This window comes from Dactylosporangium sp. NPDC050588, assembly GCF_040654975.1.
Classification (GTDB): domain Bacteria; phylum Actinomycetota; class Actinomycetes; order Mycobacteriales; family Micromonosporaceae; genus Dactylosporangium; species Dactylosporangium maewongense.
Map to the genome: position 1 here is coordinate 1 of NZ_JBFAJA010000086.1, position 15,814 is coordinate 15,814.

The window sequence follows — 15,814 nt, forward strand, 5'->3', positions numbered from 1 at the left end:
CCGAGCGCCCGCGCCCGCGCGCCGAGCGCCCGCGCGCCGAGCGCCCGCGCCCGCGCGCCGAGCGCCCGCGCGCCGAGCGCCCGCGCGCCGAACGCCGAGCGCCCGCGCGCCGAACGCCGAGCGTCGAGCGCCGAGCGCCGAGCGGGGAGCGGCGGGCGCCGAGCCGCGGGCGGCGGTGGCGGTCGTGGCGGTCGTGGCGGTGCGGGGTGGGGGTCAGACGACGCGGACCGTCAGGCCGCTGACGCCGTTGGCCTTGCCCACGTGGGTGGCCTCCTTCTGGAGGTCCTTCTCGGGCAGGACGGCGCCGTCGAACGGGGTTACCACGAGGTCCTTGCCCTCGATCTCCCAGACTGCCTCGATCCGGCCGTCGACGACGACGATGGGGGAGATCCAGCCGGCGGTGCGGCTCACCTTGCTGCGGTGCTTGGCGTCCAGCAGCACGTCGTCCTTGGTGCCGGGGCCGAGGATGTACTGGTCGAAGTGGCCGAGCAGCTTGACGCCCTGGCAGTCGGCGGAGCCGGCGAGGTCGTCGGCGTGCTCGGTCAGGATCATCGCCTTGCGGCCCTCGACGTCGACCTCGGTGAGCTTGTCGCCCATGTCGGCGAACCACTTGCGCAGCTTCGGCTTGCTGGTGCTGTTGAGGGTCAGCCAGCGGTCGAACGTGTCGGGGCTCGCCGGGCCGTACGCGCCGAGATATGCCTCGATCGCGATCGGGGCCGCCTCGTCGGGCTCGGGGATGCCCTTCCAGTCCTTGCCGAACTTCTTCGCCGGCGACGTGAACGTGATTTTGTTGCCCTGGTTGGGGCCGTGGCAGAGGGCGCCGCGCCAGGCGAGAGGCTTGAGCACCGAGCCCCACCCGGAGCGCAGCCGCTCCTCCATGCTCGCGAAGCGCTTGTCGGCGATGAGCTTCGTGACCAGCTGGTCGCGGGTGAGCTCCGCGCCGCCCTCGAGGATCTGCGACACCTCGTCGGTCAGCTCGTCCACCTGCTTGGGGCTGACGCCGGACGCCTTCGTCCAGGACGGCTTGAGCCAGCTGCCCGCGGCGGCCATGAGCGACAGGAAGGCGCCGGCGTCCTGCGGGCGCAGCAGGTGCAGCGTGCCGCGCATCGCCCAGGTCTTCAGCAGCGTCAGGTCGGCGACGTCCCGGTCGACGGCGTCACCGTCGGGTGTCGTCTGTCGCAAGGCGACGGCCAGCTCGGCGGCGCTCCACACCTGCGCCTGCACACCACACAGTCTGCCGACGATCTCGCTCGCGCTGGCCTTCGTGCGCGGATGCACGAACTGCCGCTTCATCCGCCAGGTCGCGACCTGTTTCCAGGTGACTTTCACGGTGCCCCCTCTGCAGTCAAATCTCACCCTACCCCGGGCCGAAAGACACTGCACGAAAGGCGACAAGGCCCCCACCCGCTCGGGTGGGAGCCTTGTCGAGGAATCTCAGCCCCGGTCCGCCTGTGCGGCCTCCAGGGTGTCGCGTTTCGCCTTGGGCCGGCTCCAGCGCCGCATGATCGGGCGTTCGACGAGCGTGTAGAGCAGCCACGCGAGCACGAGGCTCGTGACGATCGTCAGCCCCGAATAGGTCAGCACGGTGCCCCATGTGGTGGGTGCGTCGGCCGGGTTCGCGCCCCACGTGGGGGAGTGCCTGCCGATCCAGCCGTAGACGACCACCAGCCAGTGCACCAGGTACAGGGCGAAGGAGATCTCCCCCAGGAACACCATGGTGCGGCTGCCGAAGGAGCTGCCGCGGCCGTCGATGTCGCGGGTGGCGACGGCGCCGACGAGGAACGCGAGCGGCAGCGCGGAGACGGCGACGAAGCCCAGGATCGGCGGCGTGGCACCACCGGCGGCGATGAGCCCGATCGTCGCCACGATCACGGCGACCGGCAGCGGCCAGCGCTTGAGCCAGCGGCCGTTGATGACGATCAGCGCGGTGAAGATGCCCAGCACGAACTCCAGCATCCGCACCGGCGGGAAGAACGTCATGAACCACATGTGCAGCCAGGGCAGCCCGGTGCCGCGGTGGGTCCCGCCGGCGGGCAGCAGCAGCGCCACGAACGGCACGGCGCAGATCGCGGCGAACGTGATCCAGAAGCCGCGCCACAGCCGCTCGGGGCGGACCTTGCGCAGCAGGCTCAGCACGAACGGGAAGACGAGGTAGAACAGCAGCTCGCAGGACAGCGACCAGGTCGGCGTGTTGGACCACAGGTTGAACAGCAGCTGCTGGTCGGGGATCCAGGCGTGCACCAGGAACAGCGTGGCCAGGGTGTCGCGGGTCGACAGCGCGTGCGCGGCGGTGGCCGCGAGCAGGACCGCCGCGACCAGCGTCACCAGGTGGTTCGGGTAGATCTTGAAGAACCGGCGGCGCCAGAACTGCGGCACGGTGTCGATGTCGCGGGCGACCCACGTCAGCACGAACCCGCTGAGGATGAAGAAGAACGACACCCCGACGGAGCCGAAGCCGTAGAACACGTGGATCACGAAGACCTGGTCCTTGGCGACGAACGGCAGCAGGTTGATGCCGACGTGGCACAGCACGACCAGGAACGCGGCGATGAACCGCAGGCCCGTCAGCGAGTGCAGCTTCGCGCTCGACCGGCCGGGCGCGGGCCGGTCGGCGGCGGGGGACACGGACCGTGGCCCGCCACCTCCGGCCAGGTCCACCTCGGTGCTCGCCTCGGTGGCGAGTCCCGCTCTCGGTCGAATCATCGGGCACCTCCGTCTGAGTCGGTGGCGGGCGTCAGCTCGCCGGCGAGTTCGCGGACCACGGTCGCCTGGTAGAAGTTGCGCACCGGCAGGCGGCGGCCCTGTTCGGCCTCGATCAGGTCGATCACTTCCATTGCCGTCAGCGAGGTGCCGCCGAGGGCGAAGAACTCGTCGTCGGGCGTCACCCCCTTGTCGACCTTCAGCACGCGCTGGAACACGCTCTGCACGTAGCGGATCCGGTCCTCGTCGTGGATCAGGGCCGTTCCGGCCATCGTCATCACCTCGTCTTCCGGTCGGTGTTCTGGGTGTGGTCGAGCAGCCGGCCGGCGGCCTCCACGACCGCGTCGGCGCTCACTCCGTGCGCTTCGAGGGCGTCGCGCTGGCCGGCGACCCGCGCGCCGGGCCGGCCGCGCACGGCGACCCGGCGGATGGGCACGGCGAGCTCGGCGGACACCACCTCGGCGACCGCGTCGCCCGCGCCGCCCTGCGGCCGGTGCTCCTCGACGGTCACCACGCCCGCGCGCCCGCGGCAGCCGGCGAGCAGCCCGTCGCGGTCCAGCGGGTGCAGGGTGTGCAGCTCGAGCACCTCCGCATCGATCCCGGCGCCGGCAAGGCGCGAAGCCGCCTCCAGCGCGAACAGCAACGGCATCGCCCCGGTCGCCACGATCGTCATGTCGGTGCCCTCGCGCAGCGTCCGGGCCCGGCCGAGCCGGAAGTCGGGCGCGCTGCCCTGAGGCACCGGTGTCGCCGACCGCCCGAGCCGCAGGTACGCGGGGCCGGGCAGCTCGTGCAGCTGCCGGGTGGCGGCGCCGATCTGCCGGCCGTCGCCGGGGACCACGACGGCGAGGTCCGCGAGCGCCCGGGCGACCGCGAGGTCCTCCAGGGCGAAGTGGGTGGTGCCGAAGTGCGCGGCGGACAGCCCGCCGTGCGTGGCGATCACCCGGACGGGCAGCCGGTTGCCGACCACGTCGACCTTGAGGAACTCGGCGGCCCGCATGGTGGCGAACGTGGCCATCGTGTGCACGTAGGGGATGAAGCCGCGGCGGGCGAGCCCGGCGGCGACGGTCATCAGGTTCGCCTCGGCGATCCCGACGTTGATGTACCGGTCGGGGAACCGCTCCGCGAAGGTGTTCTCCAGGCCGCCGGTGTCGGAGTCCAGGCAGATGACCCGGGGGTCCTCGGCGGCGAGGTCGATCAGCGTGTCGCGGTACGCCGCGCGGGGATCCGGGCCGAGCTCCACCTCGGCGATCGTCTGCGTCACGACGGCTCCCCCTTCGCCGCCCGGGCGAGGGCCGCGAGGGCGCGCTGCACCAGGGCGGGCTTGAGCTTGGCGTAGTGCCCGGCGACCTTGCGCTCCAGGAACGGCACGCCGCGGCCCTTCACGGTCGTGGCGATCACCATGACCGGGCCGTCCGGCGACGGTTGCAGCGCCTCGTGCAGCGCCGCCAGGTCGTGCCCGTCGACGGTGCGCACCTGCCAGCCGAACGCGGCGAACTTCGCGTCGAGCGGCTCGAGCGCGACGCAGCCCTCGGTGCCGCCGGTGATCTGCAGCCCGTTGCGGTCCACGGCCGCGACCAGGTTGGGCAGCTTGCGGTGGCCGGCCAGCAGCGCGGCCTCCCAGACGCTGCCTTCCTGCAGCTCGCCGTCGCCGAGGACGGTGTAGACGCGCCGGTCGCCGCCGCGCAGCAGCTCGGCGAGCGCGAGGCCGATCGACAGGCCGAGCCCGTGGCCGAGCGAGCCGGTGGCGAACTCGACGCCGGGCAGGTCGTGCGCGGGGTGCCCGAAGAGCCGGCTGCCGGGCTGGGCGTAGCTGTCGAGCTCGTCGGCGGGGAGCCGGCCGAGCTGGACCAGCGCGCTGTAGAGCGCCGGCGCGGCGTGGCCCTTGCTGAGCACGAACGCGTCGCCGGGGCGCAGCAGCCGCGCGTGCAGCACGGCCATCAGGTCGGCGCAGGACAGGCTGCCGCCGGCGTGCGCGCCCTCGGGCCCGCCCGCCATCCGGATGACGTCCTGCCGGATCCGTTGCGCCATCGCCGCGACGGGCGCCTCGTCAAAAGCCCCGTCAACAGTCCCGTCAACAGCACCGTCAACGGCGCCGTCAACAGCACCGTCAACGGCGCCGTCAACAGCACCGTCAACGGCGCCGTCAGAAGCGCCGTCCTGAACGGCGGGGGAGTGCGGCGGGCCGGTCGTGGTCGGCGCGGCCATGTCTGGCTCCCTTCGGTGGGTGTGAATGTGTGCGTGGGTCAGCCCTTGCGGAGCGCGTCGCGCCAGCCGGGCGCGGGGCGCGAGCGGGCCATCTGGCGGATCAGGTCGAGGTGCCGCCACACCTTCTCGAAGGCGTCGGCGTAGCGGGCCAGCAGCGGCCCGGCCGCCGGATCGAGGTGGCGGCGTTGCAGGCACAGGGATCCGTCCACGACCGCGGCGGTCACCGGGAAGCGCTCGGCCACCCAGTCGAGGGCGTCGGCCTCGGTCATGCCGGCGGGCCGGAACGCGGGGTGCGCGGGCAGCGGCGCGACCTGGTACTGGGAGACCGGCACGCCCTCGGCGCGCAGCGCCCGGTGCAGGGCGGCGCGCAGCCCGGTGCGGTGCTCCGGCCCGAGCCCGAGCGCCTCCGGCTGCGGCATCAGGCGCAGGATGTGCCAGGCGTGCGTGCGGCCGGCGGGGATCCGCGGCACGCCCAGCCCGGGCAGCTGGGCCAGCCGGTCCAGGAACGCGCGGATGCCCGGCTCGCGCCGGCGGGCGTAGTCGTCGAAGCGGGCCAGCTGCGAGTGGGTGAAGGCGGCCGCCACGGGTGCCATCCGGGCATTGAAGGCGGTGTGATGGCTGATGTACGTGCGAGCCCCGACCGGCGCCCGCTCGCCGAAGTTGCGCAGGCTGACCAGCCGCTCGTGCAGCTCGTCGTCGTCGGTGGTGATGAGCCCGCCCTCGCCGCACGTCGGCAGGTTCTTGTGCGGGTGCAGGCTGAAGCAGCCGGCCGTGCCGAGCGCGCCGGCCCGGCGGCCCTCCAGCCGCGCGCCGTGGGCCTGCGCGGCGTCCTCGACGACCGGCACGTCCAGCCGCTCGGCGAGGCGGCGCAGCGCCGGCATGTCCGCCGGCAGCCCGTGCAGGTGGACGGGCAGCAGCGCCGCGGTGCGGGGACCTGCGGCCGCGGCGGCCGAGCGGGGGTCCAGGTTGTAGGTGCCCGGCTCGATGTCGCCGAACACGGCGGTGCCGCCGGCCGCGTGCACGGCGTGGGCGGTCGCGTTCATCGTCAGGGCCGGCACGACCACCTCGTCGCCGGCGCCGATCCCGCAGCCGCGCAGCGCGAGGTGCAGCGCGACGGTGCCGGAGGCGACGGCGACGCAGTGCCGCGTCCCGGTGGCCTCGGCCCACGCCGCCTCGAGGCGGCCGATCTCGGGCTCGCCGGGCGACGCGGCGTTCAGCGGACCGTCGCGCAGCACCCGGAGGACGGCCCGCTCGTCGTCCGCGGTGACGACCGGCCAGGTGCCGCCGCCGCTGTCCTTCGGCACGGCGCGGTCCCCGCCGAGCAGGGCCAGCTCCGCGGTCAGCAAGGTGTGGGTGGTCTCGGCCATGAACAGGCACCTCCGGACGGTGTGCTCGTCGGGTCGCCGCTCGGGAGGACACGCACGGAGCAGCCTTTGTTGCAGAGTATTCGTCGCCTCATCATGCAGAGTCTGCAACAGTGTCGAGGGTCAGCATCACCCTGTATGCCGCGATCCGCAACTCGATCATCGGTGCTTGTGCGAAGTCCTGTTTGGCAAAACCCGATGTGGGGAAGGGTTACAGAGTCGTCGGCGTGGATATTCCAACGATTTGCCGTGACCTGCGGGATGTCGCCTCGATGTTGCTTCCAAGTCGTCTCTCGAGATGTGCGACCGTGAAGCATGTGTTAGCTTCTGCAGTGTTGGCCAAACAGTAGTCATACAATCTGCAGGAGGCAACTGATGACTGTTGCAACGACCGTGCAGTGCCCGCAGTGCGGTGGCGCGGTGGACGTCTCCGACGAACTCATGGTTGCCGAGATCGTGATCTGCCAGCACTGCTCCAGCGAGCTCGAGGTGGTCACGACCGACCCGGTCGTGCTGGCGCTCGCGCCCGAGGTGGAAGAGGACTGGGGCGAGTAGCCGCCGGCTCGCCGGGGTGGTGGGTGCCTGAGGCGGACCCCACCCCACGGCGGGCACCGAACACGCGACAAAGACTGCAGACGGAAAGGGGCGGCAGGGTGAAGGTGAGCGTCGTCGGCGCGGCCGGCTACACGGGTGGGGAGCTGCTCCGGCTGGTGCACTCGCACCCGGAACTGGACCTGGTGCAGGCCGTCTCCCGCCGGCACGCCGGCCGGCCGGTCGCGGAGGTGCACCCCAACCTGCATCATCTCGGCCTGACGTTCCACCCGCCGCAGGAGCTGGCCCCGGTCGACACCGCTTTCCTGGCGCTGCCCTCGGGAGCCTCGGCGGAGCTGGAGGCCGGCGTCGCCGAGCTGGCCGGCACGATCGTCGACCTGAGCCCGGACTTCCGGGCCGGCGCCAGCTCCGCGTCCGGCGACGTCTACCGGACCGGGCTGCCCGAGCTGTACGCCGACGAACTGCCCGGCGCCGAGCGGATCAGCGTGCCCGGCTGCATGGCGACCGCCGCGATCCTCGCCCTGGCCCCGCTGAGCAAGGCGGGCCTGGTCGCCGGTGACGTGGTGGTCGACGCGCGGACCGGCTCGTCCGGCTCCGGCGCCGAGCCGGGCCCGTCGTCGCATCACGCGGAGCGCGGCAACGCGTTCAGAGTCTACAAACCCGCCGGGCACCGGCACGAGAAGGAGATCGCGGCGCACGCCAAGGTCCGGGCCCGCATGACCGTGACGGCCGTGCCGTCGGTCCGCGGCGCGCAGGTCGTCTGCCACGTCACGCCGCCGGAGCCGGTCGAGCGCCGGGACGTGCTGCGGGTGCTGCAGCGGGAGTACCGCGACCGCCCGTTCGTCCGGGTGGTGGCCCGCAGCCGCGGGGTGCACCGGCTGCCGGACCCGCAGTTCCTGTCCGGCACCAACTTCGTCGACGTCGGCTGCGCGGTCGACGAGGACGGCGGCCGGATCGTCGTGGTCGCCGCCCTGGACAACCTGGTCAAGGGTGCCGCCGGCGGCGGCGTGCAGAGCCTGAACGTGGCGCGCGGCCTGCCGGAGGACGCCGGCCTGGAGTTCCCGGGCCTGCACCCGGCCTGATCCGGCCTGCACCCGGCCTGATCCGGCCTGATCCGGCCTGATCCGGCACTGCACACGAAGCACCGGGCAAGCACAGAGGAGGTGAGCGGGGCATGGCACAGGATGCCGGACACACCCCCGGCGGGGTCATCGTGGTCAAGATCGGCGGCGGCTCCGACCCGGGACCGTTGCTCGACGAGGTCGCGGAGCTGGCCGCGGCCGGCACGCCCACCGTGCTGGTGCACGGCGGCGGCGCCGTCGCCGACCAGCTCGCCGACGAGCTCGGCATCGAACGTGAGGTCATCAGGTCACCCGACGGCACCCAGAGCCGGCGCACCGACCGCACCATGCTCTCGATCATCACCATGGCGCTGCTCGGGCGGGTCAAGCCCGAGCTGGTCAGCGGGCTGCGGGCACGCGGCGCGAGGGCGGTGGGCCTGAGCGGGGCGGACGGCGGGCTGGCGACCGCGTCCCGCAAGCCGGCCATCCGGTCGATCAAGGCCGGCAAGACCGTGCTGATCCGCGACGACCAGTCGGGGCGGATCGAGCACGTCGACCCCGCACCCGTCCGCGCGGTGCTGGAGCGCGGCGACGTCCCCGTGGTGTCCCCGCCGGCCAGCGACGCCGACGGCAATCTGCTCAACGTCGACGCCGACGAGATGGCCGCCCGGCTCGCCGTGGCGCTCGATGCCGACGCGCTGGTCCTGCTCACCGACGTCTCCGGGGTGTACGCCGACCCGGACGACCCGGGCAGCAGGATCGCCGAGGTCGGCCCGCAGCACCTCGACGGCGACACCGTCCGCGGGCGGATGCGGCACAAGGTGCGGGCCGGGCTGCGCGCCAGCCTGACCGTCGCCCGCGTCGTCATCGGCGCCGCGGGACAGCACCGGCCGATCCGCCAGGCCCTCGCCGGCAGCGGCAGCTCCCTGCACGAAGCCGCCAGCGGCAGCTCCCTGCACGAAGCGGCCAGCGGCAACGTTCTGCGCGAAGCCGCCGGCGGCAGCTCCCCGCGCGAAGCCGCCAGCGGCAACGTCCTGCGCGAAGCCGCCGGCGGCAGCTCCCCGCGCGAAGCCGGCAGCGGCAACGTCCTGCGCGAAGGCAGCGCCGCATGACCGCCGGCTGGGCCGTGCGCCGCACCCGCCCCGGAGTCCTGCGCGAGGACTACCCGGCGTGGCTGCTGCGCGCCGCGCTGAGCATCCCGTCGGTGTCCGGGCAGGAGCTGCCGCTCGCGGGGTTCCTGGCGGAGCAGATGGACACGCTCGGCTTCGACGCGCACGTCGACGAGGTCGGCAACGTCCACGGCGTCATCGGCCCCGCCGACGCCCCGACCGTGATGCTGCTCGGGCACATCGACACCGTCCCCGGGCAGGTCCCGGTCTGTCAGGTCGGCGATCTGCTGTACGGGCGCGGCTCGGTGGACGCGAAGGGTGCCTTCGTCACGATGATCTGCGCCGCCGCGCGCAGCCGGGACGTGCGGGTGCACGCCGTCGGCGCGGTCGGCGAGGAGGTCGCCGGCTCGCGGGGGGCACGGCACGTGATGGAGACCGTCCCGCGCCCGGACGCCGTGGTCATCGGCGAGCCGAGCGGCTGGGACGGGGTCTGCCTGGGGTACAAGGGGCGCATCGGCCTCGGGTACGAGATGCACCAGCCGCCGCTGCACACCAGCAGCCCGGAGCCGACCGCGGTGGAGCGCGCCGCCCGCTGGGCCGGCGACGTGCAGGACTACCTGCGCGGGCTGTCGCCGGACCCCGATCCGGACCCGGTCGCGTTCGGCGTCGCCGCCGGCACGCTGATCCGCCTGTGCGGTGACCTCGCCGACGCCGAGGCGTTCCTGACCTGCCGCGTGCCGCCGGGCTTCGACTTCGCCGCCCTGGAGCGCTTCGCCCGCAGCCGCACGCACAGCCGGATCTGGGTCGACGAGCGGGTGCCCGGGGTGACCCGCACCCGGTCCGACCCGGTGGTGAGCCAGCTGCGCGCCGCGATCGCCGCGCAGGGCGCCCGGCCGACGTTCAAGCGCAAGGCCGGCACCTCCGACATGAACACCCTCGACCCGTGGGGCGTGCCGATGGCCGCATACGGCCCCGGCGACGCCCACCTGGACCACACCACCGACGAACACATCCCGATCAGCGAGCTGTACCGCGCGATCGACGTCCTGACCGTCGCCCTGCCCCGGCTCGGGCGCCAGCTGGCCGCGAGAACGCCCGAACTTCTGGAGGCATGATGCTGCTCGACGGGAACGTCGCCATGATCACCGGCGCGGCCCGTGCGCTGGGCCGTTCCCACGCGCTGACCTTCGCCCGGGAGGGCGCCGACCTCATCCTGGTCGACCACTGCGACCCGCAGGCCGGCCCGTACGAGATGTCCGGCCGCCGCGACCTCGAGGAGACCGCCGACAAGTGCCGGCGCTACGGCAGCCGCGTGTTGACCGGCGTCGCCGACGTGCGCGACCAGGCCGGCGTCGACAAGGTCGTCGACGAGGGCATGGAGGAGTTCGGCCAGATCGACGTGCTGCTCAACAACGCCGGCGTGCTCGGCCCCGGCGGTGTACGGGCGCACGAACTGACCGAGGAGCAGTGGCAGCTCTCGCTGGACGTGAACCTCAGCGGCACCTGGCGCTGCTGCCGGGCCGTGCTGCCGCACATGGTGGAGCGCGGCGGCGGACGGATCGTGAACACGGCGTCGACCGGCGGCCGGGTCGCGTTCGAGATGTACGCCAACTACGTCGCGTCCAAGCACGGCGTGGTCGGGCTGACCAAGTCGATCGCTCTCGAGTACGGCCGGCATGGGATCCGCGCCAACGCCGTCAGCCCCAGCACGGTCGCCGACGACGCGGAGCTCGGCACCCGCAGCACCCGCGCGGTCGCCGAGTCGCTGGGCTCGGGCCTGGACGACTACGAGCGCCAGTCGGCGTCGCTGCACGCGCTCGGCCGCCTGGTGACCGCTTCGGAGGTGTCGGCCGCCTGCCTGTGGCTGGCGAGCCCCGACTCCGGCGGCGTCACCGGCACCGAACTGGTGGTCGACGGCGGCTTCACGGCCCGCTGACGCACGACGTCCCCCGAACGGAACCAGACGGACAAGGAGTTGCCTGCCATGGACCAGCAGACCGACGTGCAGACGCGGCCGGACGCCGCGCCGGCCGACCTGGCCGCGCTGCGGTCGAAGCTGGCCGCGCTGCCCGCGCAGAAGCGCCGGCTGGTGGAGCGGATGCTGGCCCGTCAGGGCACGGACCTCGGGATCACCCGCCGCGCCGCCGGCAGCGACGAGGCGCCGTGCTCCTTCGAGCAGGAGCGGCTGTGGTTCATGTACGAACTGCTCACCCGCCGCGAGATCTTCCACGTCCCGGTCGCGCTGCGCATCGACGGCGACCTGCACGCCGAGTCGCTGCGCCGGGCGCTGCAGCAGCTCGCCCTGCGGCACGAGTCGCTGCGCACGGTCTTCCGGCAGCGCGACGGAAAGCCCTACCAGCTGGTCCTGGACCGGATGACGCTGCCGCTCGACGAGGTCGACTGCACGGGCGAGGAGGACCCGGCCGGCACCGCCCGGCGGCTCGCCTCCGGCCTGGTCGTCGAGGACTTCGACCTCGCCGAGGGGCCGCTGGTGCGCTGCACCCTGTTCCGCATCGACGACACCACCCACCTGCTCGCGCTGGTCCAGCACCACATCGTGTCCGACAACTGGTCGCTGGGGATCCTGCTGGACGACCTCGGCCGGCTCTACGCCCGGGAGCGCGGCGTGCCGGTGGAGCTGGCCCCGCTCGACGTGCACTACCCGGACTTCGCCGAGTGGCAGCGGGCCACGGTGGACGGCGCGTCGATGCAGCGGCTGCTGGAGCACTGGCGCGAGCGGCTCGACGGCGCCCCCGAGGCCCTCGACCTGCCCACCGACCGGCCCCGTCCCGCGATCCGCGGCAGCCAGGGACAGTTCCAGTACGTCCGGTTCGGCGCCGACCTCGTCCAGGGGCTGCGCGACCTCGCCAAGCGGCACGACACCACGCTGCTCGGCGCGTTCCTCGCCGGCTACATCGCCTTCCTGTCCCGGCTGGTGCGCTCGGAGTCGCTGGTGGTGGGGGTACCGGTGGCCGGCCGCCCCCGCGCGGAGACGCAGCGGATGATCGGCTACTTCCTGAACTGGCTGCCGATCCACGTCCGGGTCGGGGACCGGCCGGACCTGAACACCCTGGTCCGCCGCACCGGCGCGGCGCTCGGCGAGGCCCTCGGCCACCAGGAGATCCCGTTCGACATGCTCGTCCGGGAGCTGCAGACGTCGCGCCGCCCCGGCGTGACCCCGATCTTCCAGACCTCGTTCTCGCTGCGCGACGGCGCGCCGACCCCGCCGAGGATGCCCGGCGTCGAAGTGTCCTTCGCCGAGCTCGACGGCGGCGCGACGCACTACGACCTGATGGCCGAGCTGTGGTGCGAGGGCGACGAGGTCGTCGGCTACCTGCCCTTCGACGACGAGCTGCTCGACGCGTCCACGGTCGCGCGCTGGGCCCGCTGGCTGGAGACGCTGCTGCGGGCCGGCCTGGCGAACCCGGACGTCCCGGTCGCCGACCTGGAGATCCTCGCCGACGGCGAGCCGGCGGTCATCCCGGCGAAGGGGCTCACCGCCGCTCCCGCGCACGAGACCCTGCACGGCGCGTTCGCCGCCCAGGCCGCGGCGCGGGCCGGCGCGGTCGCCGTCGCCGACGACCAGGACCGGCTGACCTACGCGGAGCTGGCCGGCCGGGCCGACCGGATCGCGGCCGCACTGCGCGAGCGCGGCGAGGGGCCGGGCAGCATCGTCGGCCTCGTCCTCGACCGGAGCGTGGACCTGCCCGCCGCCGTCCTCGGCGTGCTCCAGGCGGGTGCGGCGTACCTGCCGATCGACCCGGACAACCCGGCCGAGCGCACCGCCGACCAGTTCGCCGAGTGCCGGGTGAGCACGGTGATCGTGACGCCCGCGACCGCGAAGGCCGTCGAGGGGCCGCGGCCGCTCGTGCTGGACTGGTCCGAGCTTCCCGAGGCACCCGGGCCGGTCACCGTCGACGTGCCCGCGTCTGCTCCCGCGTACGTGATCTACACGTCCGGCTCCACCGGCAAGCCCAAGGGCGTCCTCGTCGCGCACGGGCACGTGCTGCGGCTGCTGTCCGCCTGCGACGAGCACATGCGCTTCGGACCGGACGACGTGTGGACGCTGTTCCACTCCTACGCGTTCGACTTCTCCGTCTGGGAGCTGTGGGGTGCGCTGCTGCACGGCGGCCGGCTGCTCGTCGTGCCGCAATGGGCGACCCGCGCCCCGGACGTGTTCGCCGAGCTGGTGCAGACCGAGGGCGTCACCGTGCTGAGCCAGACGCCGTCCGCGTTCGGTCAGGTGAGCGCCGCGCTGCTGGAGCGCGGCGGTGAAACCGCCCTGCGGTACGTCGTGTTCGGCGGCGAGGCGCTCAACCACGCCGCGCTGCGCCCCTGGGTCGCCGCGCACGGCGACGCCCAGCCCGAGCTGATCAACATGTACGGCATCACCGAGACCACCGTGCACGTCACCTACCGGCGGGTGCGGGAGGCGGACCTGGCCGAGACCGCGTCGCTGATCGGCCCGCCGCTGCCGGACCTGTCGCTGTACCTCCTCGACGGCTCGCTGCACCCGGTCGGCCCCGGCGTCCCCGGCGAGATCTTCGTCGGCGGCGACGGCGTCACCCACGGGTACGTCGCCAACCCGGCGCTGACCGCGCAGCGCATGCTGCCCGACCCGTTCAGCGGGCGGTCCGGCGCCCGGATGTACCGCAGCGGCGACCTCGCCGTGCACCGCGACGACGGCGAGCTGCTCTACCTCGGCCGCGGCGACGACCAGGTGAAGGTGCGCGGCCACCGGATCGAGCTCGGCGAGGTGCAGGCCGCCCTCGCCGCCCTCGACGACGTCGCCCGGGCCGCCGTCGTCCTCGAACGCGACCGGGTCGGCGCCGCCACCCTCGCCGGGTACGTCGTGCCCGCCGGCGAGGCGAGCCCGAGCGGCTCCGCGATCCGCCGCGCGCTGCTGCGGACCCTGCCGGAGTGGATGGTGCCGGCGACGGTCACCGTGCTGGACGAGCTGCCGCTGACCCGCAACGGCAAGCTCGACCGGCAGGCGCTCGCCGGCCGCCGCGACCAGGGCGCGAGCATCGGCCCGCGCGGCGGGACACCGGCGGACGGGACCGCGAAGGAGCTCGCCGCGATCTGGCAGGACCTGCTCGGCGTGCCCGCGGTCGGCACCGAGGACAACTTCTTCGAGCTCGGCGGCCACTCGCTGATGGTGATGCACATGGTCGCCCGGATCCGCACGTCGCTCGGCGTGGACATGCCGATGGAGACCCTGTTCCGCACGCCGCAGCTGCAGCCTCTCGCCGAGGCCGTCGACGAGGTCCGCGCCGGCACGACCGTGGCCTCCGCCGCCGGTACCGGCGACGACATCGCGACGATGCGCGCCGAGATCGCCGGGCGGGTCGCCGCGATCCCGCGGCCGGGGGAGCGCCCCGCCGCCGACCCCGCCGTCGTGCTGCTCACCGGCGCGACCGGGTTCGTCGGCCGGTTCGTCCTCGCCCGGCTGCTCGACGGCGGCGACTGCGCGCGGGTCGTCTGCCTGGTGCGCGGCGGGGAACGCCGCCGCGACGACCTGGTCGACGGGATGACCGCCCTCGGGCTGTGGCGCCCCGAGCACGCCGCCCGGGTGGAGCTCGTCGACGGCGACATCGCCGCGCCGCGGCTCGGGCTGTCCCACGCCGACCACGACCGGCTCGCCGGCGAGGCGGGGCGCATCGTGCACACCGCCGCGTGGGTCAACCACGTCTACCCGTACGAGCAGCTGGCCGCCGCCAACACGCACAGCCTGGCCGGCCTGCTCGAGCTGGCCGCCGCCGGCCGCCGCGCCGCGCTGACCGTGGTGTCGACCAGCTCGGTGTTCGACTCCGCCGGCTACCCGGCCGGCGGGACCGTGCCGCCCGGCCCGCTGCACACGCTGCCGTCGGCGGCGAACGGCTACGTGCGGTCCAAGGCGGTCGCCGAGCTGTACCTCGAGCACGCCGCCGAGCTGGACGTGCCCGCCGCGGTGGTGCGGATCCCGAGCGTCTTCGGCGACCAGGAGCGCTTCCAGATCAACGCGGCCGACGCCGTGTGGAGCTGGTCGCGGGCGATGATCGAGACCGGTCGGCACCCGGAGAGCTTCGCCCTGGAGGGCAACGAGCTCTTCCAGGCGCTGCCCGCCGACGCCGCCGCGGAGGCGGTGCTGCTGGCCGGCGACGGCCACGTCACGGCGGGCGCCCGCTACGTCGACGCCGTCCCCGCGACCGTCGGCAGCACCCGGGACCTGGTGGACGCGATCCGCGCCGCCGGACACGAGCTGCGGTCCTGCCCGGACCGCGAATGGTACGAGCGGGTGGCGGGCCTGGACCCCGACCGGGTCTGGGTGGCCGGCATCGCCGGTCCGGTCGCCGCCCAGCTGGCGGCGGACCCGTCCGCCGCCGCGCCCCGGACGCTGCGCCGCTGCACCGCCCCTTCCGGTGCGGGCGAGCTGAGCGAGCTGCTGCGGACCCGGGCGCTGCACACCCCGGCGCACCTGGCCGGGTACATCCGGACGCTTGACGCGTCGTGAACTGCCGGCCGGGACCCGTGTCCCGGAACCGGAACACACAGGAACGGACCGGGAGGATGCCCAGCCCCTGCACGGCCGAAACGGACGAGACCGAAACGATGGGAGTGACAGTGAGCACGGACGAGCGCACGTATCTCGTGGTGCGCAACCACGAGGACCAGTACTCGATCTGGCCCGCCGGGCAGGACGTCCCGGACGGCTGGGCCACCGAGGGCTTCGACGGCCCGAAGGACGACTGCCTCGCGCACATCGCCGAGGTATGGACCGACCTGCGCCCGCTGAGCCTGCGCCGCGCGGTCGTCGCCGAAGGAGGTGTTCACGTTGGCTGAG

13 protein-coding genes are annotated in these 15,814 nt (G+C 73.7%); 7 read left to right on the forward strand and 6 right to left on the reverse strand.

The annotated features are described in order from the left end of the window. Nucleotides 1-213 precede the first annotated feature (213 nt). The 6 genes from AB0I21_RS44395 to AB0I21_RS44420 form a co-directional block, all read right to left on the reverse strand. The gene (locus tag AB0I21_RS44395; protein WP_360569983.1) at nucleotides 214-1,329 is read right to left on the reverse strand and encodes a winged helix DNA-binding domain-containing protein; all 1,116 of its coding nucleotides are present in this window, start codon (nucleotides 1,327-1,329) and stop codon (nucleotides 214-216) included. Between the two features lie 105 nt (nucleotides 1,330-1,434). Beyond that, the gene (locus AB0I21_RS44400) at nucleotides 1,435-2,703 is read right to left on the reverse strand and encodes an acyltransferase (protein ID WP_360569985.1); all 1,269 of its coding nucleotides are present in this window, start codon (nucleotides 2,701-2,703) and stop codon (nucleotides 1,435-1,437) included. Beyond that, entirely contained in the window at nucleotides 2,700-2,978 is a 279-nt protein-coding gene (locus tag AB0I21_RS44405) for an acyl carrier protein (RefSeq protein ID WP_360570081.1), read from the reverse strand. Before AB0I21_RS44405 ends, AB0I21_RS44400 begins: the two co-directional genes overlap by 4 nt. After that, the gene (locus AB0I21_RS44410) at nucleotides 2,978-3,961 is read right to left on the reverse strand and encodes a transketolase C-terminal domain-containing protein (RefSeq protein WP_360569987.1); all 984 of its coding nucleotides are present in this window, start codon (nucleotides 3,959-3,961) and stop codon (nucleotides 2,978-2,980) included. The genes AB0I21_RS44405 and AB0I21_RS44410 overlap by 1 nt, the downstream gene beginning before the upstream one ends. After that, on the reverse strand, nucleotides 3,958-4,905 hold the full coding sequence (locus AB0I21_RS44415) for a transketolase (protein WP_360569989.1): 948 nt from the start codon (nucleotides 4,903-4,905) through the stop codon (nucleotides 3,958-3,960). Before AB0I21_RS44415 ends, AB0I21_RS44410 begins: the two co-directional genes overlap by 4 nt. Before the next feature lie 38 nt (nucleotides 4,906-4,943). After that, nucleotides 4,944-6,272 (reverse strand): DegT/DnrJ/EryC1/StrS family aminotransferase, encoded by a 1,329-nt coding sequence (locus AB0I21_RS44420; RefSeq protein WP_360569991.1) that lies wholly within the window; start codon nucleotides 6,270-6,272, stop codon nucleotides 4,944-4,946. Nucleotides 6,273-6,644: 372 nt separating this feature from the next. On the opposite strand from AB0I21_RS44420, the gene lysW reads away from it, so the two are divergent. From lysW to AB0I21_RS44455, 7 genes are all read left to right on the forward strand, one after another. Further along, nucleotides 6,645-6,824, forward strand: coding sequence for a lysine biosynthesis protein LysW (gene lysW, locus AB0I21_RS44425; protein WP_344509524.1), 180 nt, complete (start codon nucleotides 6,645-6,647; stop codon nucleotides 6,822-6,824). A 98-nt stretch (nucleotides 6,825-6,922) separates the two neighbouring features. After that, nucleotides 6,923-7,903, forward strand: coding sequence for an N-acetyl-gamma-glutamyl-phosphate reductase (argC, locus tag AB0I21_RS44430; RefSeq protein ID WP_360569994.1), 981 nt, complete (start codon nucleotides 6,923-6,925; stop codon nucleotides 7,901-7,903). A 92-nt stretch (nucleotides 7,904-7,995) separates the two neighbouring features. Further along, nucleotides 7,996-8,994, forward strand: coding sequence for an acetylglutamate kinase (gene argB, locus AB0I21_RS44435; RefSeq protein WP_360569996.1), 999 nt, complete (start codon nucleotides 7,996-7,998; stop codon nucleotides 8,992-8,994). After that, nucleotides 8,991-10,106, forward strand: a complete 1,116-nt coding sequence (locus tag AB0I21_RS44440) for a M20/M25/M40 family metallo-hydrolase (protein WP_360569998.1) — start codon at nucleotides 8,991-8,993, stop codon at nucleotides 10,104-10,106. The genes argB and AB0I21_RS44440 overlap by 4 nt, the downstream gene beginning before the upstream one ends. Next, nucleotides 10,103-10,927 (forward strand): SDR family oxidoreductase, encoded by an 825-nt coding sequence (locus tag AB0I21_RS44445; RefSeq protein WP_360570000.1) that lies wholly within the window; start codon nucleotides 10,103-10,105, stop codon nucleotides 10,925-10,927. Before AB0I21_RS44440 ends, AB0I21_RS44445 begins: the two co-directional genes overlap by 4 nt. Before the next feature lie 48 nt (nucleotides 10,928-10,975). Continuing rightward, the gene (locus AB0I21_RS44450; protein WP_360570002.1) at nucleotides 10,976-15,484 is read left to right on the forward strand and encodes an amino acid adenylation domain-containing protein; all 4,509 of its coding nucleotides are present in this window, start codon (nucleotides 10,976-10,978) and stop codon (nucleotides 15,482-15,484) included. Between the two features lie 104 nt (nucleotides 15,485-15,588). Continuing rightward, nucleotides 15,589-15,813, forward strand: a complete 225-nt coding sequence (locus AB0I21_RS44455) for an MbtH family NRPS accessory protein (protein ID WP_344509536.1) — start codon at nucleotides 15,589-15,591, stop codon at nucleotides 15,811-15,813. The last annotated feature ends 1 nt before the right edge of the window (nucleotide 15,814 follow it).